General features: G+C 62.0%; 23 protein-coding genes and 1 tRNA gene. 9 read left to right on the plus strand and 15 right to left on the minus strand.

What is annotated here, in order from left to right; all coding sequences use genetic code 11:
* Positions 1-15 precede the first annotated feature (15 nt).
* The 4 genes from ACU5AZ_RS09100 (at position 16) to ACU5AZ_RS09115 (ending at position 3169) form a co-directional block, all read left to right on the plus strand.
* Positions 16-360: a pilus assembly protein N-terminal domain-containing protein gene (locus tag ACU5AZ_RS09100; RefSeq protein ID WP_446825966.1), complete on the plus strand. Its 345-nt coding sequence runs from the start codon at positions 16-18 to the stop codon at positions 358-360.
* Positions 361-550: 190 nt separating this feature from the next.
* Positions 551-1771 (plus strand): phosphopentomutase, encoded by a 1221-nt coding sequence (locus ACU5AZ_RS09105; RefSeq protein WP_446825674.1) that lies wholly within the window; start codon positions 551-553, stop codon positions 1769-1771.
* A 113-nt stretch (positions 1772-1884) separates the two neighbouring features.
* Positions 1885-2514, plus strand: coding sequence for a uracil phosphoribosyltransferase (gene upp, locus ACU5AZ_RS09110; protein WP_446825675.1), 630 nt, complete (start codon positions 1885-1887; stop codon positions 2512-2514).
* Positions 2515-2638: 124 nt separating this feature from the next.
* Complete coding sequence (locus ACU5AZ_RS09115) at positions 2639-3169, plus strand: retropepsin-like aspartic protease family protein (RefSeq protein WP_446825676.1); 531 nt, start codon at positions 2639-2641, stop codon at positions 3167-3169.
* On the opposite strand, the gene deoA is transcribed toward ACU5AZ_RS09115, so the two are convergent.
* The 8 genes from deoA to ACU5AZ_RS09155 form a co-directional block, all read right to left on the minus strand.
* The gene (gene deoA / locus ACU5AZ_RS09120) at positions 3170-4477 is read right to left on the minus strand and encodes a thymidine phosphorylase (RefSeq protein ID WP_446825677.1); all 1308 of its coding nucleotides are present in this window, start codon (positions 4475-4477) and stop codon (positions 3170-3172) included. It abuts the gene before it with no gap.
* 1 nt (position 4478) lies between these two features.
* Positions 4479-5258 (minus strand): deoxyribose-phosphate aldolase, encoded by a 780-nt coding sequence (gene deoC, locus ACU5AZ_RS09125; RefSeq protein WP_446825678.1) that lies wholly within the window; start codon positions 5256-5258, stop codon positions 4479-4481.
* A complete protein-coding gene (locus ACU5AZ_RS09130) occupies positions 5245-6060 on the minus strand; it encodes a purine-nucleoside phosphorylase (protein ID WP_446825679.1) in 816 nt (271 codons plus the stop codon). The genes deoC and ACU5AZ_RS09130 overlap by 14 nt, the downstream gene beginning before the upstream one ends.
* Positions 6057-6449, minus strand: a complete 393-nt coding sequence (locus ACU5AZ_RS09135) for a cytidine deaminase (protein WP_446825680.1) — start codon at positions 6447-6449, stop codon at positions 6057-6059. The genes ACU5AZ_RS09130 and ACU5AZ_RS09135 overlap by 4 nt, the downstream gene beginning before the upstream one ends.
* A 4-nt stretch (positions 6450-6453) precedes the next feature.
* Positions 6454-7425: an ABC transporter permease gene (locus ACU5AZ_RS09140; protein ID WP_261931584.1), complete on the minus strand. Its 972-nt coding sequence runs from the start codon at positions 7423-7425 to the stop codon at positions 6454-6456.
* A 9-nt stretch (positions 7426-7434) separates the two neighbouring features.
* Complete coding sequence (locus ACU5AZ_RS09145; RefSeq protein WP_446825681.1) at positions 7435-8538, minus strand: ABC transporter permease; 1104 nt, start codon at positions 8536-8538, stop codon at positions 7435-7437.
* Between the two features lie 9 nt (positions 8539-8547).
* Complete coding sequence (locus ACU5AZ_RS09150) at positions 8548-10059, minus strand: ABC transporter ATP-binding protein (protein ID WP_446825682.1); 1512 nt, start codon at positions 10057-10059, stop codon at positions 8548-8550.
* A 79-nt stretch (positions 10060-10138) separates the two neighbouring features.
* Complete coding sequence (locus ACU5AZ_RS09155; protein ID WP_446825683.1) at positions 10139-11134, minus strand: BMP family lipoprotein; 996 nt, start codon at positions 11132-11134, stop codon at positions 10139-10141.
* Between the two features lie 69 nt (positions 11135-11203).
* On the opposite strand from ACU5AZ_RS09155, the gene ACU5AZ_RS09160 reads away from it, so the two are divergent.
* Positions 11204-11413, plus strand: coding sequence for a hypothetical protein (locus ACU5AZ_RS09160; RefSeq protein ID WP_446825684.1), 210 nt, complete (start codon positions 11204-11206; stop codon positions 11411-11413).
* Here the strand turns inward: ACU5AZ_RS09160 and msrA are convergent.
* Positions 11394-12044 carry a peptide-methionine (S)-S-oxide reductase MsrA gene (gene msrA, locus ACU5AZ_RS09165; RefSeq protein WP_446825685.1) on the minus strand — a complete coding sequence of 217 codons (651 nt, stop codon included), beginning with the start codon at positions 12042-12044 and terminating at the stop codon, positions 11394-11396. The two genes, ACU5AZ_RS09160 and msrA, sit on opposite strands and share 20 nt — an antisense overlap.
* Before the next feature lie 50 nt (positions 12045-12094).
* Positions 12095-12412, minus strand: a complete 318-nt coding sequence (locus ACU5AZ_RS09170; protein WP_446825686.1) for a hypothetical protein — start codon at positions 12410-12412, stop codon at positions 12095-12097.
* A gap of 263 nt (positions 12413-12675) precedes the next feature.
* Between ACU5AZ_RS09170 and ACU5AZ_RS09175 the strand changes: the two genes are divergently transcribed.
* Positions 12676-12765: transfer RNA gene (locus ACU5AZ_RS09175), tRNA-Ser, on the plus strand.
* 126 nt (positions 12766-12891) lie between these two features.
* Here the strand turns inward: ACU5AZ_RS09175 and ACU5AZ_RS09180 are convergent.
* Positions 12892-14145, minus strand: coding sequence for an FAD-dependent oxidoreductase (locus ACU5AZ_RS09180; RefSeq protein ID WP_446825687.1), 1254 nt, complete (start codon positions 14143-14145; stop codon positions 12892-12894).
* Positions 14146-14213: 68 nt separating this feature from the next.
* On the opposite strand from ACU5AZ_RS09180, the gene ACU5AZ_RS09185 reads away from it, so the two are divergent.
* Positions 14214-14792 (plus strand): TetR/AcrR family transcriptional regulator C-terminal domain-containing protein, encoded by a 579-nt coding sequence (locus ACU5AZ_RS09185; RefSeq protein ID WP_446825688.1) that lies wholly within the window; start codon positions 14214-14216, stop codon positions 14790-14792.
* A 354-nt stretch (positions 14793-15146) separates the two neighbouring features.
* Here ACU5AZ_RS09185 and ACU5AZ_RS09190 read toward each other — a convergent pair whose 3' ends face one another.
* Entirely contained in the window at positions 15147-16685 is a 1539-nt protein-coding gene (locus ACU5AZ_RS09190) for a glycosyltransferase (protein WP_446825689.1), read from the minus strand.
* 68 nt (positions 16686-16753) lie between these two features.
* Between ACU5AZ_RS09190 and ACU5AZ_RS09195 the strand changes: the two genes are divergently transcribed.
* Positions 16754-17902, plus strand: a complete 1149-nt coding sequence (locus ACU5AZ_RS09195) for a glycosyltransferase (RefSeq protein ID WP_446825690.1) — start codon at positions 16754-16756, stop codon at positions 17900-17902.
* Entirely contained in the window at positions 17895-18881 is a 987-nt protein-coding gene (locus ACU5AZ_RS09200) for a glycosyltransferase family 8 protein (protein ID WP_446825691.1), read from the plus strand. Before ACU5AZ_RS09195 ends, ACU5AZ_RS09200 begins: the two co-directional genes overlap by 8 nt.
* Here the strand turns inward: ACU5AZ_RS09200 and ACU5AZ_RS09205 are convergent.
* The 3 genes from ACU5AZ_RS09205 to proC form a co-directional block, all read right to left on the minus strand.
* The gene (locus tag ACU5AZ_RS09205; RefSeq protein WP_446825692.1) at positions 18838-19755 is read right to left on the minus strand and encodes a glycosyltransferase family 25 protein; all 918 of its coding nucleotides are present in this window, start codon (positions 19753-19755) and stop codon (positions 18838-18840) included. The two genes, ACU5AZ_RS09200 and ACU5AZ_RS09205, sit on opposite strands and share 44 nt — an antisense overlap.
* A gap of 104 nt (positions 19756-19859) precedes the next feature.
* Complete coding sequence (locus tag ACU5AZ_RS09210) at positions 19860-21317, minus strand: TrkH family potassium uptake protein (RefSeq protein WP_446825693.1); 1458 nt, start codon at positions 21315-21317, stop codon at positions 19860-19862.
* Positions 21318-21380: 63 nt separating this feature from the next.
* On the minus strand, positions 21381-22196 hold the full coding sequence (gene proC / locus ACU5AZ_RS09215; protein WP_446825694.1) for a pyrroline-5-carboxylate reductase: 816 nt from the start codon (positions 22194-22196) through the stop codon (positions 21381-21383).
* Positions 22197-22338 lie beyond the last annotated feature (142 nt).

Consider the following 22338-nt stretch of genomic DNA (forward strand, 5'->3'; position numbering starts at 1 on the left):
TTTGCCGTCTGCGGGATGAAGCCGGCCATTTCTAGGGATACTGACGGCATGCTGACCGTCTACATGAACCAGGCGCGGGTGCTTAAGCTCGATCGTCCGGTCAGCAAGGTCATCGTCGGCAATTCCGATGTCGCAGACGCCACGGTCGCCGATTCCCAGACGATCGTGTTGACTGGCCACGCGTTCGGTACGACGAACCTGGTTCTGCTCGATGCGGACGGCAATGCCATTTTCGACGAACGCATCCTCGTCGCCATCGACGAAGACGATACAGTCCGGGTCTTCCGCCAGACAGAACGCACCGTACTGTCCTGCACGCCGAACTGCGAAGTCCACGCCGAGACCGGCACGTCCAAGTAACAGCTGGTGGCCGGTGGGGATGTCGCATGTCCCCACTTTCCTTATCTGCCGGAATTGCTTTATTGAGGGTTGGCATCAGCCATCGTCTCTGCCAACAGGCATGAGATGACTGGACGGAGCGATATCGATGCGCCCGAATATCCCGTTGAGGCAGAGCCTGTGACGGACTTGCGTGGCAGGCGAGGACACAATGGCACGAGCATTCCTTTACGTTCTGGATTCCTTCGGCGTGGGCGGGGCGCCGGATGCGCGCGCCTACGGGGATTCGGGTGCGAACACGCTCGGCCATATTGCCGAAGCCTGTGCGGCCGGCGCGGCCGATCGGGCAGGCCTGAGAAGCGGCCCGCTGCGCCTGCCCAACCTTTCCGCGCTTGGACTGATGCACATTGCAGAGATGGCGTGCGGCCGCTTTCCGGCAGGCATGGAGATCCCTGACAGGGTATTTGGCCTCTTTGGCGCAGCGAACGAGGTTTCGCGCGGCAAGGACACGCCGTCGGGCCATTGGGAGATTGCCGGCCTGCCGGTCAATTTCAACTGGGGCTATTTTGCCGAAAGGGAGCAGTCATTCCCCGCCGAACTGCTGGACGCGATCTGTCGGCATGCCGACCTGCCGGGCGTCCTCGGCAACTGCCACGCATCCGGCACCGATATCATCGCCCGGTTCGGCGAGGAGCATATCCGCACCGGCAGGCCCATCGTCTATACATCGACGGACTCGGTCTTTCAGATCGCCGCCCATGAGGTGCATTTCGGGCTGGATCGCCTTTACCAGCTCTCGCAGATCGTCCGCCAGCTGCTCGATCCGCTGAATATCGGCCGCGTGATCGCCCGTCCGTTCGTCGGCGAGGATGCGTCGACTTTCACCCGCACCGGCAACCGCCGCGACTTCTCGGTCCCGCCGCCGGAGCAGACGCTGCTCGACCGCGCCGCGCAATCCGGCCGGGAGGTGATCGCCGTCGGCAAGGTGAGCGACATCTTCGCCGCGCGCGGCGTGACCGCCAAGATCAAGGCCGATGGCAATGCGGCGCTGATGTCGGCAAGCCTCGACCTGATGGAAAACGCGCCGGACAACAGCCTGACCTTCACCAACTTCGTCGATTTCGACATGCTTTACGGCCATCGTCGCGACGTGGCGGGTTATGCCGCTGCCCTGGAAGCGTTCGACCGGCAGATGCCGGACGTCTTCCGCCGGCTGCGACCGGGCGATCTCATCGTGCTGACGGCAGATCACGGCTGCGACCCCACCTGGCGCGGAACGGATCACACGCGAGAACGCGTTCCGGTCATCGCGTTCGGGCCGAACATCCAGACGCGGTCGATCGGCATTCGCGGCACCTATGCCGACATCGGCGAAACCATCGCGCGCCACCTCGGCCTGCGCGCCGGACGCTACGGGCGCAGCTTTCTCTGAAGCCGGTAGCCGCTTTGTCTAAAGAAACGGGGCAAAACGCCGTCTCGTCTCTTGCGGCCTGCGCAGATTCCGTGGAAAAAAGTCCGTACATAACCAGAAAAGAAGGCCTACCCATGGACGGCGTCACCGTTATCGATCACCCGCTCGTGCAGCACAAGCTCACCATCATGCGCCGCAAGGAAACCTCGACGGCCAGCTTCCGCCGGTTGCTCCGGGAGATCTCGACGCTGCTCTGTTACGAGGTGACGCGTGATCTGGACTTGACGATGGAGACCATCGAGACGCCGATGACCGAGATGCAGGCGCCAGTGCTGGAAGGCAAGAAGCTGGTGTTCGCCTCCATCCTGCGCGCCGGCAACGGCCTTCTGGAAGGCATGCTGGAGCTGGTCCCCTCCGCGCGCGTCTCGCACATCGGCGTCTATCGCGACCACGAAACGCTGAAGCCGGTCGAATATTACTTCAAGGCGCCGGAGGATATCGCGTCGCGCCTGATCATCGTCGTCGACCCGATGCTGGCGACCGGCAATTCCTCGATTGCCGCCGTCGACAAGCTGAAGGAGCGCGGTGCGAAGAACATCCGCTTCCTGTGCCTGCTGGCCGCACCGGAAGGCGTGAAGAACTTCACCGAGGCACATCCGGACGTGCCGGTCTACACCGCCTCGATCGACAGCCATCTGAATGAAAAAGGCTATATCGTTCCGGGTCTTGGCGACGCGGGCGACCGGATGTACGGGACCAAATAGTTTAACTTTCCTTAACCAGGACGCATGGAAACGAGGCCGGTTCGGCTCCGTTTGCGTCTGCGTTAACCATTCGTCAGACGCTCATCCATAACGATCGGTCCGGTTTTGCAAACAAGGGTCCGCCATGATCGTCCGCAGCATCGTTATTGCCGCAATTGCCGGCGTCTCGGCTATTGTGGTCCCGTCCCTGATGTCGTCATTCACCCGCCAGAGCGAGTCGGTGCAGCCAAAGCAGACGATTGTGACCGACACGGCAAAGGCGGAGCCAGCCTCTTATGGACACAGCGGACGGACGGAGATACCCGTCGGACGAAACGGGCATTTCTATGCCCGGGTGGTCATTAACGGGCGGCCCCTCGATGGCCTGATCGACACCGGCGCAAGCACTGTGGCCATCAACGAGACAACCGCGCGACGCATCGGCATTGCCGGCAGCGATATCGACTACAAGTACACGGTCGGCACCGCCAACGGGAAGGCACGCGCCGCCAGTGTCTTGCTGAAGGACGTCCAGATCGGCAATGTCCGGGTGCGCGATGTCGAAGCCGTGGTGCTGGAGGACAAGGCACTGTCCGGCATGCTCGTCGGCATGAGCTTCATGAAGAAGCTGCAGTCCTATGCCGTCAAGGACGGTGTCCTGCAGCTCGTCCAGTAATCAGACGAGGCCGGCGATGACCGGCCGTTCTTCCGGCGGATCCGCGGAGATCCGATAGCTTGCGATCAAGGCCGCGCGCGCCTTGTCTGCTTCGGATACGCTGCGAGCGTGGACGAAGGCAATCGGATCGCCTTTTTTCACCTCGCTACCGAGCGGCAGCAAGCCGCTGAAGCCGACAGCGTGGTCGATGGCGTCGGACGGCTTGCGGCGGCCGCCGCCGAGGCCGATCACGGCAAGGCCGACATCGCGCGCATTGCAGGCTGAGAGAAAGCCATCCGCAGATGCCGGGACCGGGAGAATGACGGCCGCTTCCGGCAGATAGGCGGAAGACCTCTCCAGAAGATCAGCTGGACCGCCGAGTGCGCTGACCATGCGCGCAAACGTCTCGGCCGCCTGGCCATTTTCAAGCACTGTTCGGGCCATCGTTTCAGCCTCCGTGGGGCCCGACGCGATACCCGACTGCATCAGCATCTGGCCGGCCAGCGCAAAGACGATCGCTTCAAGGCGCGTTCCCGTCTTCTCGCCCTTCAGGAAGGCCAGGCAGTTGGCGATTTCCAGCGCATTGCCGGCCGCAGCGGCGAGTGGCTCGTTCATGTCCGTGATCAATGCCGAAGTCCTGACACCCGCGTCATTAGCGACACCCGCGAGAATGCGGGCCAGTTCCTCGGCTTCCGCAATCGACGTCATGAAGGCGCCGCTGCCGAACTTGACGTCGAGGACCAGCGTTTCGAGGCCGGCCGCCAGCTTCTTCGACAGGATAGAGGCACAGATCAGCGGCATGGAATCGACCGTCGCGGTCACGTCACGGATGCCGTAGAGGATGCGGTCGGCCGGGGCGAGATCGCCGGTCGGGCCGATGATGGCGCAACCGACGTTCCGGACGGTTTCGCGAAGGCGCTGCGCATCCGGACGGATTTGATAGCCCGGAATGGATTCAAGTTTGTCCAGCGTGCCGCCAGTGTGCCCCAGGCCCCTGCCGGAGATCATCGGCACCGCGGCCCCGCAGGCTGCAAGGATGGGCGCCAGCATCAACGAGACATTGTCGCCGATGCCCCCGGTCGAATGCTTGTCGACAATCGGCCGGCCGGCATCGCTCCAGTCGAGCACATCGCCGCTGTCGCGCATGGCGAGCGTCAGCGCCACGGTCTCGGCGCGGCTCATGCCCTTGAAATAGACGGCCATGGCGAAGGCGGCGGCCTGGCCTTCGGTGATCGTGCCGGCGGTCATGCCGGCGATGAACTCGCTGATCGCGGCGGCCGACAATTCCTCGCCGTCGCGCTTCTTCCGGATGGTTTCCTGTGGGAGCATTCTAATGGTTCGCCTGCAGGGTTGCGTCTTCAAAGCGCCGGCCGGAAAGGACCGACAGGATGTCGTCGAGAAGGACGGTCGCGCCAAAGCGGAAGGTCGAGGGCATGACCCAGTCCTCCCCCATCACCGTCTGCGCAAGTCCGAGATAGAGGCCGGAATTTTCGACGGACCGCATGCCGCCGGACGGCTTTATCCCGACCTTGCGTCCGCAGTAGCGAATGGCCTGCAGGATGGTGTCGACGGCCTCCTGCGTGGCGTGCACGCCGGCGCGCCCTGTCGACGTCTTGATGAAGTCGGTACCGGCGGCAATCGCCAGTTCGGCGGCACGGCGGATGAGATGCGGGTCGCCAAGGATGCCGGTCTCGAGGATGGTCTTCAGCATCGCATCGCTGCCGCAAATGGCCTTGACGGCCGAAACCATGCGTGTGACGGCCTGCTCGTCGCCGGCCATCAGGGCGCGGTAGGGAATGACCAGATCGATCTCGTCCGCGCCGGCGTCGAGAACCGCGCGCGTTTCGTCCTCCACGGCCACGCAGGTATTTTCGCCATCGGGAAAATTGACCACCGTTGCAATCCGCACCGCATGCGACGGTCCGAGTATGGACCGCGCCAGTGAGACGTAGCGCGGAAGGATGCAGATCGCCGCCGCATTGCCGTATCCGGTCTGCGCCCGGGCGCAGAGCTCAACGACATCGTCCTCGCTGCAATCGGCACGCAGGTTGGTCAAATCCAGTACGGACAAGGCTAACGCCGCCGTCTCGCGCAGGTCATGGCGATCCATGATGAAGGTCTCCTCCGGCAATCATCTCCCTCAGGATTGCCGCAAGACGCCTTCCACCAATGGGGGCCATGTCTTTTGTTTCTTCGTGACTGAGTTCTGCGCCGGTCATGCCGGCGGCAAAATTGGTAATGACGGAAGCGGCGGCAACCTTCATACCATAATAGCGCGCCAGGATGACTTCGGGAACCGTCGACATGCCGACGGCATCGGCTCCCAGTATCCGGGCCATGCGGATTTCCGCCGGTGTCTCGAAGCTCGGGCCGGAAAACCACATATAGACGCCGCTGGCCAGGTTGACGTTGGCCTTGACTGCGGCGGCACGCATGCGCTCGACGAGCTCCGTATCATAAGCATTCGTCATGCCGACGAAACGGCGGTCGCTGCGCTCGCCGATCAGCGGATTCATGCCGGAATAGTTGATGTGATCGGTAATCAGCATCACCGATCCCGGCGGCATCTCGTCCTTCAGCGAGCCGGCGGAATTGGTGAGGATCAGCGAGTTGACGCCAAGGCCTTCCAGCACGGCGATCGGCAGCCGCATGGCCGCGGCATCGCCCTGCTCGTAGTAGTGAACCCGGCCCGACAGCATGACGACCGGCGTCTTGCCCATGTAGCCGGCCACCAGTTCGCCGGCGTGACCGGAAACGCCACCATGCGGGAAGCCTTCGAGTTCGGCGTAGGGGACGCGGACCGCATCCCGCAATTCATCGGCTAGATGGCCTAGCCCCGACCCGAGAACGATGCCGTATTTCGGCAAGAGCCCGTTCAGCTGATCGACAAGCAGGTCGATGACCTCCTTCATCCGATGACCTCGGTCTCGAAGGCGAAGGGCAGCAGTTCGTCGATCGTCAGCGTCTTCTGAACACCCACTTCATCACACAGATAGATGCGCGTCTCTCTCGTGGCGAATTCGGCAATCTTCTGCCGGCAGCCGCCGCAGGGCGGGCAGAGCGGCAGCTTCTCGGCGATCACCGCGATCTCGACGATTTTCTTCGCGCCGCCCATGATCATCTGGCCGATCGCCGTGCATTCGGCGCACCAGCCCTGCGGGAAGGCGAGGTTCTCGATATTGGCGCCCTTGTAGACCTTGCCGTCTTCGCCGCGGATTGCGGCGCCGACGGGGAACTTGGAATAAGGCGCATAGGCAAATGCCATCGCGTCCTTCGCCGCCTTGAAAAGCTCGTCGGTCATGGCTCTAGCGCTCCTTGGTATAGGGTACGCCGCCGGCCTTCGGCGGACGCGCGACGCCGATGAAGCCCGCGAGCAGCACGCAGGTCAGGATGTAAGGCAGCGCCTGGAAGATCTGCACGGGGATCTCGCCAATGCCGAACACCGTCTTGCCCTGCATGAAATTGGCGAAGGCATCAAGGAAGCCGAACAGAAGGCAGGCGAGCATGACGGGCACCGGCTTCCACTTGGCGAAGATCAGGGCGGCGAGCGCAATGTAGCCCTTGCCGGCCGACATGTCCTTGATGAAGGCCGCCGACTGGGCGGTCGAAAGATAGGTGCCGGCGAAGCCGCAGAGGAAGCCTGCGCAGATGAGGGCGCGGTAGCGCAGCCAGGTGACCGAAATGCCGGCCGTATCGACTGCGCCCGGATTTTCGCCGACGGCGCGCAGACGCAGGCCGAAGCGAGTGCGGTAGAGGACCCACCAGGAGAGCGGCACGGCGGCAAAGGCCATGTAGGTCAGGATGTTCTGACCGGAAATGACATTCGCATAGAACTTGCCGAGATAGCCCATGCTGCGGGCGGCATCGGCACCGGGGAAGACGATCTCGGTAAACCGTGCGCCTGCCGGCAGCGACGGCGTGCGGCCGCCCTGCTGGAACCAGGCGCTGCCGAGCACGACGGTCAGACCGGCCGCCAGGAAGTTCAGCGCCACGCCGGAGACGATCTGGTTGCCGCGGTTGGTGATCGAGGCAAAGCCGTGGATCAGCGAGAACAGGATCGACACAAGAATGCCGCCGCCAAGGCCGAGCCAGGCGGACCCGGTGACATAGGCGACGCTTGCCGAGGCGAAGGCGGCCGCCAGCATCTTGCCTTCCAGGCCGATGTCGAAAATGCCGGAACGCTCCGAAAACAGCCCGGCCAGCGCGGTGAAGATCAGCGGGATCGACAGACGGATCGTCGAGCCGAGAATACTGATGAAAATATCGATGTATTCCATCCCCTCACCTCACACGGTTACGAATTTTTGGTAGACGCGAACGATCGCCGGCCGGAACATGTATTCCAGCGCCCCGGCGAACAGGATGACGAGACCCTGGATCACCAGTATCATTTCGCGGGTGATCGCCGGCATGTCGAAGGAGAGTTCCGCGCCGCCCTGGTAGAGCACGCCAAACAGCACCGCCGCAAAGATGATGCCGAGCGGGTGGTTACGCCCCATCAGCGACACCGCGATCCCGACGAAGCCGGCGCCGCCGACGAATTCGAGCTGCAGGCGGGCGGATGCCCCCATCACCGGGTTCAGCGCCATCATGCCGGCGAGACCGCCGGAAATCAGCATGGTGATGATGACCGTGCGCACATAGGGAATGCCGCCATAAGACGCCGCCGACGGCGAGAAGCCGAGGGTGCGGATTTCGTAGCCGAGCTTGGTGCGCCAGATCAGCAGCCAGACGACCAGGCACATGAACAGTGCGACCAGGAAGGAGAAATTGAGAGGCGCGGCGCCGAGCTTGGAGCCGAACATGGCGATCAGCCAGTCGAGCTTCGGCAATTGCCCGCCTTCCAGGAAGGTGCGCGTTTCCGGCGCCATCTTGCCCGGCACGATCAGCACGCGCACGAGCAGATAGTTCATCAGGCTGGCGCCGATGAAGTTGAACATGATCGTGGTGATGACGATGTGGCTGCCGCGCTTTGCCTGCATCAGGGCCGGCAGAAACGCCCAGGCGGCACCGAAGAGCGCCGACAGGATGACGGCGAACGGCATGGTGACGTACCACGGCACGTAATGATCGAGCGATAGGGCGGCGATCGCCGCACCGAGGCCGCCGATATAGGCCTGGCCTTCGGAACCGATGTTGAAAAGGCCCGCATGGATGGCGACGGCGACCGACAGACCGGTGAAGATGAAGCTCGTCGCATAATAGAGGGTGAAACCGATGCCCTCACCCCGTCCCAGCGCGCCCTGCAAGAGCAGCGTCAGCGCCTCGATCGGGCTTTCGCCGATCATCCAGACGACGAAGCCCGAAACGATGAAGGCGGCACAGAGATTGATCAGCGGGATGAGACCGTAATTGATCCAGTTGGGTAGCGGTACGGATGCCGTGCTCATGTATTTCCCTTATGCCGCAATGCCGGCCATCATCAGACCGAGCGCCTGTTCGTCCGCGTCCGGCGTCTTTTCGCCGACCACATGGCCGGCAAACATCACCAGGATACGGTCCGAAAGAGCGCGGATTTCGTCCAGCTCGACGGATACCAGAAGAACGGCCTTGCCCTCGTCGCGCATTTCGATGATGCGCCGGTGAATGAACTCGATGGCGCCGATGTCGACACCACGGGTCGGCTGGCCGATGATCAGCATCTTCGGGTCGCGCTCGATTTCCCGGGCGACGACGATCTTCTGCTGGTTGCCGCCGGAAAAATTGGCCGTCTTCAGGCGCGGGTCCGGCGGGCGGATGTCGTATTTCTCGATCTTCTCGACAGCATCCTTGCGGATTGCCTCAAGGTCCAGAAAGCTACCCTTGCCGTAGCGCTCGTCACGATGATAGCCGAGTATGGAGTTTTCATATTCCTCGAACTTCAGGACCAGGCCCATGTGGTGCCGGTCTTCCGGAATATGGGCGAGTCCCAGCGCCCTCAGCGTCGCGGGGTCGGCATGCGGAACCTGCTTGCCGTCGATGAAGATCTGTCCCGATGTCGGCTTGCGGATGCCGGCGATCGCCTCCAGCAGTTCGGACTGACCGTTGCCGGCGACACCGGCAATGCCGACGATCTCTCCGGCCCGGACGTCGAAGGAAACGTTGTCGACCATGGTGACGCCGCGGCTGTCCTTCACCGTCAGGTTCTTCACCGACAGGAGGACATTGCCCGGATTGGCTTCACCCTTTTCGACCCGTAGCAGTACGCGCCGGCCGACCATCAGTTCGGCCAGCTCCTCCACCGTCGTTTCCGACGTCTTGCGCGTGGCAACCATTTCTCCGCGGCGCATGACGGAGACCGTATCGGTGATCGCCATGATCTCGCGCAGCTTGTGGGTGATGAGGATGACGGTCTTGCCCTGGTCGCGCAGGACGCCAAGGATGCGGAAGAGGTGATCGGCCTCGGCCGGGGTAAGAACGCCCGTCGGCTCGTCGAGGATGAGGATCTCCGCGCCGCGATACATGGCCTTGAGGATTTCGACGCGCTGCTGCAGCCCGACCGGCAGCTCCTCGATGACGGCATCGGGATTGACCTCTAGGCCATATTCGCTTTCCAGCCGCTTCAACTCCGCCCGCGCCGCCGCCACGCCCTTTCGAAGCAGGCTGCCGCCCTCGGCGCCCAGCATGACGTTTTCCAATACGGTAAAATTCTCGACCAGCATGAAATGCTGGTGCACCATGCCGATACCGGCGTCGATGGCCGCCTGGCTGTCGCGGATTGCGACCGGCGCGCCATTGATGCGGATCTCGCCGCTGTCGGCCTGATAGAAGCCATAGAGGATCGACATCAACGTCGATTTCCCGGCCCCGTTTTCACCGATGATCCCGTGGATCGTCCCCTTTGCGACCTTGAGGTCGATATTCTTGTTGGCATGAACCGCGCCGAATTTCTTGTCGATTCCGGCGAGTTCGATTGCGATGTCCTGGCTCACGTGACCACTCCAGATGCAGACGGCAAATGGGCGCATGACGGTTTCCCCTCCGCCATGCGCCCATTTGCCTGTTCGAGACTTACTCGGCGGGGCAGGCGCTGTCCGTCGTGTAATCGTGAACCTTGACGGCACCGGAGATGATGTCGGCCTTGGCCTTCTCGACTGCAGCCTTCATGTCGTCGGTGATCAGGCTGGCATTGTTGTCGTCCAGAGCATATTCAACGCCGCCTTCCGCAACACCGAGCGCCTGCAGACCGGGCGTGAACTTGTCGTCCTTGGCGTCCATGTAGGTGTTGTATACGGCCAGATCGACGCGCTTGACCATGGAGGTCAGGACCGAACCCGGATGCAGGTAGTTCTGGTTGGAGTCGACGCCGATCGAGAACTTGCCGTTGTCGGCCGCCGTCTGCAGAACGCCGAGACCGGTGGCACCGGCAGCCGCGAAGATCACGTCCGCGCCCTGGTCGATCTGGTTCTTGGTCAGCTCGCCGCCGCGGACCGGGTCGTTCCAGGCCGCACCGGTCGTGCCGGTCATGTTCTGAAGAACTTCCATGCCGGACTTGACGGACTTGGCGCCGAGTTCATAACCACATCCGAACTTGCGGATCAGCGGAACATCCATGCCGCCGATGAAACCGACCTTGCCGGTCGCAGACTTCATGCCGGCCAACACGCCAACGAGATAAGACCCCTCATTCTCCTTGAACGTGATGGAGCGAACATTCGGCAGGTCAACCACGTCATCGACGATGACGAATTTGGTATCCGGGTATTCAGGAGCAACCTTTTCGAGCGCCGACTTCCAAGCGAAGGACAGAGCAATCACCGGGTTGAAGCCGCGCGATGCAAAGGTGCGGATCGCCTGCTCGCCCTGGGTGTCGTCGGTCGGCTCGAAATCGCGGTATTCAATCCCGGTGTCAGCCTTGAACTTCTCGGCGCCGTTATAGGCGGCTTCGTTGAACGACTTGTCGAACTTGCCGCCCGTGCCGTAAACCAGCGCCGGCTTGATGTCGGCGGCCAGCGCCGAAGCCGACATGGCGGCCATGGCGAAGAGGGTCAAAAGTGATTTTTTCATTGTGCAGCCCTGTTGTAGCTATTGATCTTGTTGGGTCCTCCCGCAAGCCCGCCCCTCTCGGAAACGGACATGTCTGCGGTACCATCCGCCACCGCCAACGGCGGCAGGGTCGAGGTATCCTTGCACGGCCAAACAAAAAATTCACCAGAATTTTTCTCAGCTGGTAAAAATTTATTCCTGCCATCAAAACCTGTGCAAAAAGGGCCGCTTCCGGCAGAAGCGACCCTCTGGCATTCAGATTTTAAGGGACCAATGCACCTCAGCCGATCGGGCAGCTGACCCCTGTTCCCCGCAAGCCGCAATAGCCGCCGGGATTCTTGGCGAGATACTGCTGGTGATAGTCCTCGGCATAGTAGTACGGGCCGATCATGGCGATTTCCGTGGTGATCTCTGCGTTCACGCCGGCCTCTTTCATCGCCGTCTGGAACCGGTCGCGGGAGGCTTGCGCCTGTGCCAACTGTTCTTCCGTCGTGCAATAGAGCGCCGAACGATAGGTCGTGCCGACATCATTGCCCTGGCGCATGCCCTGTGTCGGGTCATGCTCCTCGAAGAAGGTCTTCAGCAGCGCCTCGTAGGAAATCACCGACGGGTCGTAGACCACCTTGACGACCTCGGCATGGCCGGTCAGCCCCGTCGTGGTTTCCTGGTAGGTCGGGTTTTCGGTGATGCCACCGGAATAGCCGACGGACGTCACCCAGACGCCATCGAGCTTCCAGAACAGCCGCTCGGCGCCCCAGAAGCAGCCCATGCCGAAATAGGCGACTTCCGTGCCCTCCGGATAAGGCCCCTTCAGCGGCCGCCCGTTGACGAAATGCTTCTCCGCCGTCGGAATGGCGTCGGGGCGGCCCTTCAGGGCCGTGGCAGCATCGGGCATCATCGTCTTCTTGGAAAACATTTCGGTCAGAAACATGCTTCACCTTCCTTTGCCGCTATGGCTCGAGCGGCGCGGAGGGCCTCGCCCTATGCGGCGAAGCGTCCTGCGGCCGGCTCTCTCTTGTAACCGATCATCCACATCACCAGCGCCAGCGCGAGAAAGACCGCGAAGGCCGGCTGCGAGAGGACCCACTGAACCATCAGGTTCCATGAGCCCGCATTCAGATTGTGTTCGACGAAGCCCTGCAGCGACAGGAACGTCGCGGGGCTCACATCCTGCCATGCCGTTCCGAACGGCGTTAGAACGACATCGCTGTCGGCGACCGACTGGACGGAATCGACCGTACCCGAAATCACCGCCAGCACGAGCGCAACCAGACTTAGAACGCGGAAAATGAACCGCATTTTGCCTTCCCCCTATGCTCCCGTGCCGTATTTTCCGGTCTTCCGGGATTTCCCTCATCTCGCCCGGAGCGTAATTTAGTTTGCCCACCCTTGTGACGCAATGGTCAAAGCAGTGAACGATTTTCACGGGATGATCAAAATTCTGTCACAGGCGGGTTGATTAGCGCTGCAGCATCGGTATATATCGCGCCCGTTCCGCACGGTACGCCGTTGACCTCAACGCTGCCGAAGCACCCGGATTTCCAACGGGTGAAGAGACAAATGGACAGGTGGCCGAGTGGTTTAAGGCGCACGCCTGGAACGCGTGTGTACGTGAAAGCGTACCGAGGGTTCGAATCCCTCTCTGTCCGCCATTCCTGTCGGTGCGCATACCGAAGACATGGATAGCGGTTTACCCCTAAGACACCGTTGCCCTCCATAGCCCGATATTTCCGTAGATCGCCGCATACCACCCATGCCCCTCGATGTGCTGAGCAAGGTCAATTGGCGTCAGTCGGCGCAGCCTGATCGGGCAACAGCCAACCTCCATCCCGGTCATCGGACGAAAGTCTGGCGATCAGGTCCGGGATGCGAAGCCCCGCCGCGAGCCCCGTGAGGAACAGGAAGATACCAATCCCCAGCTTCGTGCTCGGCATTCCCAGCCGCAGCAGCGACGGGTTCACGTTCTGGATTTCGTCGACAAATGGCCGCAGCGTCTTGTCATAGAGCGCAAAGGCGCGCGCGAGGTCGCCCGGGTTGCGATTGATCGCATCGGCCAGGACGTAGGCTCCAACCAGACTGCCGGATACGCCCATGCCGCTGAAGGGGGATGCACAATGCGCGGCGTCTCCGGCAAGGACCACGCGCCCCTTGGACCAGCTGTCGGTGCGCACCTGTACCACTTCCTGGGAGTAGAAATTGGCCGTCTCCATCATGCCCTGGATGAAACGATCCGTCTGCCAGCCGGCATCCCGGAACCGTTGCGCCCAGAACTGCTTCTGCTGATCCAGCTGCGCTCTGTGAATGGCCGAGGCTTCCTCGGAGCGCTCCCTGAGCACGAAGTAGACCTGCGTTTCCGCCGGATTATGGCTTCGCCGCATGATCATCCGGCCGCGAGGAGCGAGGTAGGTGTTGCTGATGTTACCATCGTCGGCCGCTGTGCGCGGGATGAACCAATAGGCCATGTGGATGCCCATCTCGAGGTAGGGATCGCCGGCTTCCGGCGGCAGGATGCCCTTGCGAATGCGCGATCCCTGACCATCGGCTCCGACCAGCATATCGAAGCGGTCAGAGGTGCTGTCGGAAAAGTGCACCAGAACACTCTGGTCGTCCTGCTCGAAATGCTCCACGTGCTTTCCGAAAACGTATTCGACGTCGTCCTTGGTCGCGTCGTGAAGAATGCGCACCAAATCGCCGCGCATGATCTCATATTCGGATGTGAGAGATTGAGCGCCGCGACCGGACCGGTTGGCCATGATCGTCGCCTTGGCGCGGCCTCGGGCATCGACGAACGAGACACCCGCCTCATCGACAAGGTTGTTCCGGATGGTGTCGATGAGACCCATGCGCCTGGCGGCCTCGATGCCTTGGCCGCGCAGGTCAACCTGCGCACCCGAGGCCCTGAGCGATGGGAAACGCTCCACGACAACGACACGATGGCCACTCCGGGCGAGCCAGTAGGCGAGGGCCGGCCCTGCAATCCCGCCACCGCAGACGAGAACCTTCAGACGGCGATTGTCTGCGTCGATCTTCATGGGCTCAACTCCAATCTATCGGTGATAGTTTGATTTACAAATTTCCCTATCAACGATAGATTGTCAATATGGCCAAGCTGAATCGCGAAACCGTCATTGCCGCAGCGCTCGACCTGCTGGACGAGGTTGGCCTTGAGGGCATCAGCACGAGACAGCTCGCCAAGCGGCTTGGCGTCGAACAGCCGTCGCTGTATTGGCATTTTCGCAACAAGGAGGAGCTGCTCTCCGCCATGGCCGAGACCGCGATGGCGCCGCACGCGACCGCTCCGCTACCAACGCCAGCGGACGACTGGCGCGCCTGGTTTCTCGACAACACGCGCAGTTTCCGGCGAACGTTGCTAAGGCGGCGCGACGGCGCAAAGCTCCATGCGGGCAGCCGTCCCGGCGCAACAGACATGGATCGGATTGCGCACAAGATGGCCTTCCTGGTCGCGTCCGGTTTGCCCGAGCGAGATGCTCAGATGGCAATGCTCGCGTCCAGTCACTTCACTATAGGAAGCGTGCTCGAGGAACAGGCGGAAGCCACCTCCAGCACGGCAGAACGTCATGTGGCCGAAATTCCGCAGATAGATCGTGAGGCCGCCTTCGAAGAAGGCCTGAAGCTGATCGTGGATGCCCTCGCCTCGCGGACAAAGCCCGCCGAATAAGACAGGCGTCTTCCGCTAAGGCACTTTGCGGCGGGCTCGACGCAGGCATGCAGCCTACGGGACCGCGAGTTCCATCACCGATATGAAAAGGCAGAACGATACGTCGCCGAATGCCCTATCGCCCCGACGCCTGCAAAATACACGCCAAAGGCCGCCGATAGCCGCACGCGAGAAGGAAAGCCATTTCATCTCAAAGTATTATCACGATCTCAAAGTTCTCATTTTCATCGGGCGTGTTCCGCCATTTCCTCCTAAACACGCAGTACATTCTCGACCTCATTTTTTGCGCAGAGCATCGCTGACCGGTGCTTGTGGAGCGAGGACGATGTCCCGTGCCGTTCGTCCCTCTGCGGATCAAGCGCGCGCGTGGATGATCTCAAGCTTCGGCATGCCGATGGGCGTAATGCCGGCGTCCCTCGCCAATACGCCAAAACCTTCGGTTTCGATCAGGTGGCGATAGGGCTTCTCCGGAAATCTGAGGCCCGCGCGGTGGCAATTTGCATCGACGAGGATCATGGTTCCGCCGACCCCATACAGGGGGACGGTTTCAAGATAACGAAGGTCGTGCAGATGCCGGCGCGGGAACCAGTCCGCCGGCGGCTGCAGGAGACCATCGCGAATGTAGCGATAGAGTTCCACCCGGGTTGGCTCGGAGATCATCAGGAACGTGTTCAGATCGAAGCTTGGGCCTCCGGGATCGAGAACGCAGTTGGGCACGACAATGCGACCGCCAGAAGACGCCAGCCGCCCGACAATGTCGGGCGGGTAATCGACGACATCGGCATCGATCCAGAGCACCCAATCATGCTCGGGCGCCAGCGCCCTATCGAGGAGGTCGTTCCGGGCCTTGGCTATGCCCGAGCGGCGACGGCGCTGCAGATCGGGCTTCCAGCGTTTGCGGCGGTCCAGTTTGGGTGCGTTGCGGTCGGTCGCGACGATCCCGACGGATGCGAATGCGTCTGCGTGCCGCGCGATGAATTCCTCAAGCATGGCGCCTGTGTTGTCACGGCTGTTGCCGTGACCAAACCGCAGGTGCAGCCTGTCTCTCGGATGATCGAGCGCCAAAAGCAGCGCGAAACAGCGCGCCAGGTCCGCTTCAGCGTCCCTGACGGGGACAAGCACGAGAAGCGAGCCATTCCCGGGCGCCACCATCGGGGGCTGCTGCAGGAGAGCCATGTCGATCTCGGCAAGCGTCCGGGCCGGATCGAGGCGCGGGCCGCCCAGCAGCCAATCCCGAAGCTGGCGCAGGCGCGCCATCTTGCGGCGCCACCAATTCACCTTGCCGCGCTTGTACCAACTGCCCTTCCAGAGGTGGGTGGAGAGTTTTAGCGGGGCGAATGGCCCGTAGGGCTCTTCGTCGGACGCATTGCCGTGCACGTCGGCATCGGCAAAGAGCCCGCAGGAGTTGAGAGCCAGATCCTGCGGCGCTGGCCAATTCCGGACGGCCGCCGTCAGGACGAGCGGCCCGGTTGTCTCCAGCACGTCACCGTCCCGCCGGCTGGCCATGTCCCGGCACAGGTCGATGACCGAATCCCAGAACGGATGTTCCGGGGGGCTCGCCATCGTCCCGTTGAACCACAGCCGGTCAAGTCCCCGGACGAGCGCAGGCTGTCTGTGCCGGTCTGGCTCTTCGCACAGGATGACGCGGGAATCGCCGGCGATCGGCTCGATGGAGGCAAGGCACCGTGTATCGATATCGGCATAGAGACCGCCAAACCGGTGCAGGATGCAGTAGCGGGCCAAATCCGCCCTTTGTACAGGCCTGGGATAGGAGAGATAAAGGTCCAGAAGATCCGGCCGCTCCTCCCGAAAGAACGCCAGCAGGTCATCATCGGTCCAGAAGCGGTATTCCCAGTCCGGGTTTTTCTCGATCCAGCTTTCAGGGAAACCCATGCCATCTGGTATATGGCGCGTCTTCCATGTCTGATGGATGATTCGTGGAACGCCGGACTGAGACTTCAATGCGTTTTTTCCAGGTAACGATTGCGGAGAACGACGCCGTGCCTTCGGGCGCTTCGCTCCGCAATAGGGCCAATTTCGAGACCCTGTCAACGCTTTGGCCCACCGGGGGAAGCGGCCGTATCGTGGCACTTCGTGCGGACAAGCGACGTGGCCGGAAGGCGCGAACGAAGCTCGCGGCCCCGCTGTTGGCCGAAGACGTTGCGCAACTCGTTGCGGAGTGCCTGCGTGAACAGCCCGACTTCGTTCTGGTGGAAGGCGTACTGCTCCATCAGGCCGCCATGGCGCTCGCAGAGGCTATGCCCGATCTTCCGATCATTATCGACATGCACAATGTCGAGAGCACCCTGCAAATGCAGAGTGCCATTGAAAAGGTGCCGCGCATCATCCGCCCCCTCACCCCACTGATCCTTGCCCGGCAACGCCGGAACGGGTTGCATATGGAGCGCGATGTCGTTGAAATCTCCCGGCAGGTCTGGGTCTGTTCGGATGCCGACCTCAAGGAGGCTCAAAGGCTTTTCGGACGTGGTCGATTGGCCGTTGTCCCAAATCCTATTCCCGACTGGGCCCGCACTGCCCCGCCACGCGCTGCAGGCGAAACGCAGGAGGTGCTTTTTCTCGGGCATCTCAGCTATTTCCCAAACCGCCTCGCGGTCGCGACCTTGTGCAGGGATATCATGCCAAGGGTCCGGCAGATGGCACCAGAGGCCCGACTGCATGTCTGCGGCAGGCGCCCGAGACGCGATATCGAAGCGCTTGTTCGGTCGTCGGGGCACCGGCTGACGGCGAACCCTTCCGATCTTGCGGACGTCTACGCGGCGGCGGCCGTGGCAGCCATTCCGCTCAGGGTGGGAGGCGGAACGCGTCTGAAAGTGCTGGAAGCAATGGCCGCCGGCTGTCCCATTGTCGCCACGACCAAGGCGGTCGAAGGCTTGGGATTGATACCGCAAGAGCACTACCGCCTGGCGGAAACCCCGGAAGAATTCGCGGCCGAAATTGCGGTTCTCCTAGCATCACGCGAGGCGGCAACGCAGATGTCCGAACGGGCGCGAAGCCTCGTCCAGGAGCGCTTCGGCCCGAAGGCTCATCTCGCCGCAATCCGTGCTGCCCTGGTCTCGTCCGGGCTTTTCCATGACACCGCCGATGTCTGACGCGTCCCGGCCTATCCTCGTCGCGACTGCCGTGGACAGGAGCGGCGTGGTTGCCGTCATGGCGCTTGTTCGTTCGCTTGCTGAAAATTCCCCGCAGACCGCATTGGTGATCCTGTCAGTCGACCTCTCCGTGACCGAAGAAGCCTTGCTGCGCGCGGTTGCCGATCAGGCCTGTCTGAGTGTCAGCATCATGCCATTCGATACCGGCCTTCTGCGTGATGTCACCCTGCGATCGCCGCATGTGTCGCGCGCGGCGTATGCCCGGCTGTTCCTGCCCGAATGCCTGCCGAAGCAGGACCGGGTGATCTGGCTTGATGCCGACACCGTCGTCCTCGACGACCTCGCGCCGCTTTGGCGCGTGGACCTTGGGAGCAATCTGGTGGCGGCGGCTCCCGATCTCTTTATCGCCGAAGAGGACATCGTCGCGACGGGAAGCCGCAAAGGCTGCTATTTCAATAGCGGCGTCATGCTGATCAACCTGACGCTCTGGCGCGCGGAGGCCATTGTGCGGCGGGCTCGATCGCACATCGCCGCGCCCGATCTCATCTGTGAAGACCAGTCCGTGCTGAACCGTCTCTGCCAGGGTCGCGTGCGCTTGCTGGGGCATGAGTGGAATTTTCACGGGGCGCGTTTTGACGAGTATCCGGTCAGGATCCGGCGCATCCACCCGAAAATTTTGCATTTCTGCGGTCAGCGAAAGCCCTGGCTCGGCCCTATGCCGTTCGGCCGCGTATTTTTGCGTCATCTTCCGGGAGACATCCGCAAGGCAACCGTTGCATCCTTTTCCCCCATGCCGGTATTGCGACGAGTGGAACTGATGCAACGCCGGATATGTGGGCTTCTTGCAGGACAGGCGAAGCACTGGACGGCCGGGCTGCTGTGGGTCGAACTGGTCTTTGCCGAACTTCGGCTGGCACGGCGGCGATCGGCGCCGCCTATCGCCCGCGTAGAATTCGCGCCAGATGACGACGCGCACTAAGCTGCTTGACGCCGGCAATGACCATGCCGACGAGGCTGCGCAGCAGGTTTTTGCGTCGCCGAACATTGCGACGGCTGTCTTCCAGCAATGAACCACCCAGGGTGTGGCTGACTTCGGACACGATGTTCGGACTGACCGAGCGCACTCGCAATCCGAACTCCCAGCACCAGGAAAAGTCTTCGTCAACGGGACGGAAGATCCGCTTTCTCTCAAGCAGGCGTCTCGCGGCATCGCGGGTGATCAGATACGCGACGCAACCGGATGCGGGATATTTGTAGTCGACGATCGTCACACCTTTCCATTCATGCCGGGCGACAATCTTCTTCGGCAAAAAATCGAAAAGCTTGAGAATATCCCACGCCGCATGATCGGACGCGTTTCGCATGACGTGTCCGAATGCCTCGGTGTCGGAGATCAGCAGATCATCCTCCACGACCAGAGCGACATCGCTTCCACCTTCGGCCACCCGCTTCCAGATTTTCCGGTGGCCCAGGTACACGGCGATTTCGGCCGCCGACAGGCTGCGTTTCGAAAGCAGATAGTTCAACCAGGGAGAATATATCCCCATCCCGAAAACATCACCTGAACGAACTCCCTGCACAAAGTCGAACTGCATGCGCAGTCGATTGAACATCGTTGTGCAATGTTGCCGTCTCGGACCGTCGGCTGCGTCAATGGTCAGAACATAGATGGGCGCTGTTTCAATCACGGGCGACGAACGCACTTCGCAGCAACAATCCTGATCCATGGCTTCACCTTTGTCGCCCCAGCCATTCGGCTGGTCGAAGTTCACACTGCAACGACATCTCGAAAGAAACCTTGCCTGCAAGGGGTCGAGACCTACAGGTGTGGCCATGTACTCTTTGGCCTGCATCGGGACAACCATGAATTGGCGGACCGATACTTATGTCGCGATATTGTTGCCGATTTGCGTCGGCATGCCACCGCACCATTTGCCACCGACGGAAGCTGGCTGCCCTACCGCCTCCAGAACGCCGGGATGAGCATGACGTAGAAGGTCATCAGCTCCAGGCGGCCGAGGATCATGGCGGCCATGATCCACCATTTGGCGAGTTCGGGGATGGCGGAGAAGTTGGTGGAAGGGCCGACAAGCGGACCAAGGCCGGGGCCGGCATTGGCCATGCCCTGGGCCACCGCCGATGTTGCGGAGAGGAAATCCACGCCCGTCGCCATCACCAGCATGGAGAGGACGAATAGGGTGACGATGTAGACGAAGAAGAAGTTGCGGACATTGCTGACCACGGCTTCGTCGACGGCACTGCCCTGATAGCGCACGCGCATGACCGAGTTGGGATAGAGCATGCTTTTCAGGCCGCGGATCACCCCGGCAAACAGGATCTGCCAGCGGAAGATCTTGATCGAGCCGGCGGTCGAACCGGCGCAGCCGCCGATAAGATAGAGCATGAAGAACAGGCCGACGGCGAAGCTGCCCCAGGTCGAGAAATCCGAGGTGGCAAAACCGGTATCGGTGATGACGGAGGTGACGTTGAAGGCGGAAAGGCGGAGCGCCTCGCGCGGGATCATGCCCTGTGAAATGTTCCAGACCGTGCACAGTCCGATCGCTGTCGCCAGAACGATCAGGAACGCCTTCACCTGGTCGTCGACGAAGGGCTTCTTGCCCCGGTTGACGAGGAACACCGCATAGGAGCCGAGCGGCAGGGCGCCGGCGACCATGAAGATTTCCGTGACGACTTCAATGGGTACTGACCGATAGTAGCCGATCGAGGCGTCCTTGGTCGAAAGCCCGCCGGTCGCGATCGTCGCCATCGCGTGGTTGATGGCGTCGAAGGCCGGCATGCCGGCAAACATCATGGCGATCACGCAGGCGAGCGTCAGGCTCAAATAGACGAACAGGATGGCGCGCACCATCTGGCTGATCTTCGGAAACGGCTTGCCGGAAATGTCGGAGGATTCCGACTGGAACAGCTGCATGCCGCCGACACGCAAGGCCGGCAGGAAGGACAGCGCCATGACGATGATGCCGACGCCGCCGAGCCATTGCAGGAGAGAACGCCAGAGAAGGAGACCGCGCGGCATGTTGTCGAGACCGACGAGGATCGTCGAGCCGGTCGTCGTCAGCGCCGAGACGGATTCGAACATGGCATCGGTGAAGCCGATATGCTGCGAACTGCCGAGCAGCGGAATGCAGCCGAAGAAGACAGCCAGCAGCCAGGCGCTGACCGTGATCAGAAAGCCCGTGCGCCGGTCGGTCACGTCAAAATGCTGTTCGCGGAAGGCAAGCACCAGGAGGGCCCCGACCGCGCCGGTGATGACGGCGGAAATCGCAAAATTCCGCGCATCGCCGTAGTTGTAGTCAGCCAGATCGACAATGGCCGGCACCAGCATCATGGTGGCAAGCGGCCAGAGGAAAAGACCGTTCAGGAACAGAACGAAGCGAATGCGGTCGATGGTCATGCTGTCTCTTGCCGACTGGCTGAAGGGGCTCGACGGCGATCCTTAAGGAGTTGGCCGGGCCAGTCAATCCGCCTTGCCGAGCTCGATGCTGCGCTCGCAGGCAGCCCGGGTGGCCTCGGCGACCAGTGTCTTCGTCCGATCATCGGTCATGAACACCTTGAGGGCCGCAGCCGTGGTGCCGTTGGGGCTCGTCACCTGCTCGCGCAGAGTGCCCGGATCGGTATCGGATGCCATGGCGAGGCGGCCCGCTCCGAGGACGGTCTGCTTGGCGAGAAGGGCGGCGGTCTCCCGGGGCAGGCCGAGAGCGACGCCGGCGTCAATCAGCGCCTCGATGAAATGAAAGACATAGGCGGGCCCGGAGCCGGAAATGGCGGTAACGGCATCCATCTGCGCCTCGTCGTCGATCCAGGCAACTGCGCCGGAGGTCTTCAAGAGCGTTTCAGCCAGCGCGCGGGCATCGGCGCTCACTTCGTCGCCGGCAAACAGCACCATCATGCCCTCGCCGATCGCCGCCGGCGTGTTCGGCATGCAGCGGATGATCGCAGCACCCTCCGGCAGGTTCTTCGCCATCGCCGCCGTCGTGATCCCGGCAGCAACCGAGACGAAGGTCGCCTTGCGCTCGGCAAAGGCCGCGCATTGCCTGAGAACGTCGCCAACCGTGTTCGGCTTGACCGCGATGACGACGAGATCGGGGGTGAGGTCGGCCGGGACCTCATCGATGGAGGCAACGGCGACGGCTCCGGCATCGGCCGCACGGGTGCGCAGGGCGTCCGCCGGCTCGACGACGTGGACGGCAAGCGATGGATTGTCGGCCATCCAGCCGCGCATCATCGCAAAACCCATGTTTCCGCAACCGATCAGGAGAATGGTGTGTGCCATCGTGTGCCTCGCTTGAATTTGTCCACCCAGGCCGGGGGTGCATCAACCGCTCCCGCCGAAGTCCGGCGCAGCTGGCCGCACCGGGCGTCACCGCATATCAGACCCGGCGGCGAGACGCAAAGCCGACAGCGATGCGAAACGG

The organism is Rhizobium sp. PAMB 3182 (assembly GCF_052908355.1).

Bases quoted from the DNA above. Each gene is read 5' to 3' on its own strand.
- ACU5AZ_RS09170 (WP_446825686.1), bottom strand. From the start codon at position 12,412: ATGCGGTTCATTTTCCGCGTTCTAAGTCTGGTTGCGCTCGTGCTGGCG.
- deoA (WP_446825677.1), bottom strand. From the start codon at position 4,477: ATGCTCCCACAGGAAACCATCCGGAAGAAGCGCGACGGCGAGGAATTG.
- ACU5AZ_RS09180 (WP_446825687.1), bottom strand. From the start codon at position 14,145: ATGAAGATCGACGCAGACAATCGCCGTCTGAAGGTTCTCGTCTGCGGT.
- ACU5AZ_RS09105 (WP_446825674.1), top strand. From the start codon at position 551: ATGGCACGAGCATTCCTTTACGTTCTGGATTCCTTCGGCGTGGGCGGG.
- ACU5AZ_RS09100 (WP_446825966.1), top strand. From the start codon at position 16: ATGAAGCCGGCCATTTCTAGGGATACTGACGGCATGCTGACCGTCTAC.
- ACU5AZ_RS09155 (WP_446825683.1), bottom strand. From the start codon at position 11,134: ATGAAAAAATCACTTTTGACCCTCTTCGCCATGGCCGCCATGTCGGCT.
- proC (WP_446825694.1), bottom strand. From the start codon at position 22,196: ATGGCACACACCATTCTCCTGATCGGTTGCGGAAACATGGGTTTTGCG.
- ACU5AZ_RS09195 (WP_446825690.1), top strand. From the start codon at position 16,754: ATGCGTTTTTTCCAGGTAACGATTGCGGAGAACGACGCCGTGCCTTCG.
- ACU5AZ_RS09190 (WP_446825689.1), bottom strand. From the start codon at position 16,685: ATGGGTTTCCCTGAAAGCTGGATCGAGAAAAACCCGGACTGGGAATAC.
- ACU5AZ_RS09130 (WP_446825679.1), bottom strand. From the start codon at position 6,060: ATGAAGGAGGTCATCGACCTGCTTGTCGATCAGCTGAACGGGCTCTTG.
- deoC (WP_446825678.1), bottom strand. From the start codon at position 5,258: ATGGATCGCCATGACCTGCGCGAGACGGCGGCGTTAGCCTTGTCCGTA.
- ACU5AZ_RS09135 (WP_446825680.1), bottom strand. From the start codon at position 6,449: ATGACCGACGAGCTTTTCAAGGCGGCGAAGGACGCGATGGCATTTGCC.
- ACU5AZ_RS09160 (WP_446825684.1), top strand. From the start codon at position 11,204: ATGTCTGCGGTACCATCCGCCACCGCCAACGGCGGCAGGGTCGAGGTA.
- msrA (WP_446825685.1), bottom strand. From the start codon at position 12,044: ATGTTTCTGACCGAAATGTTTTCCAAGAAGACGATGATGCCCGATGCT.
- ACU5AZ_RS09140 (WP_261931584.1), bottom strand. From the start codon at position 7,425: ATGGAATACATCGATATTTTCATCAGTATTCTCGGCTCGACGATCCGT.
- ACU5AZ_RS09115 (WP_446825676.1), top strand. From the start codon at position 2,639: ATGATCGTCCGCAGCATCGTTATTGCCGCAATTGCCGGCGTCTCGGCT.
- ACU5AZ_RS09210 (WP_446825693.1), bottom strand. From the start codon at position 21,317: ATGACCATCGACCGCATTCGCTTCGTTCTGTTCCTGAACGGTCTTTTC.
- ACU5AZ_RS09185 (WP_446825688.1), top strand. From the start codon at position 14,214: ATGGCCAAGCTGAATCGCGAAACCGTCATTGCCGCAGCGCTCGACCTG.
- ACU5AZ_RS09200 (WP_446825691.1), top strand. From the start codon at position 17,895: ATGTCTGACGCGTCCCGGCCTATCCTCGTCGCGACTGCCGTGGACAGG.
- ACU5AZ_RS09145 (WP_446825681.1), bottom strand. From the start codon at position 8,538: ATGAGCACGGCATCCGTACCGCTACCCAACTGGATCAATTACGGTCTC.
- ACU5AZ_RS09205 (WP_446825692.1), bottom strand. From the start codon at position 19,755: ATGCAGGCCAAAGAGTACATGGCCACACCTGTAGGTCTCGACCCCTTG.
- upp (WP_446825675.1), top strand. From the start codon at position 1,885: ATGGACGGCGTCACCGTTATCGATCACCCGCTCGTGCAGCACAAGCTC.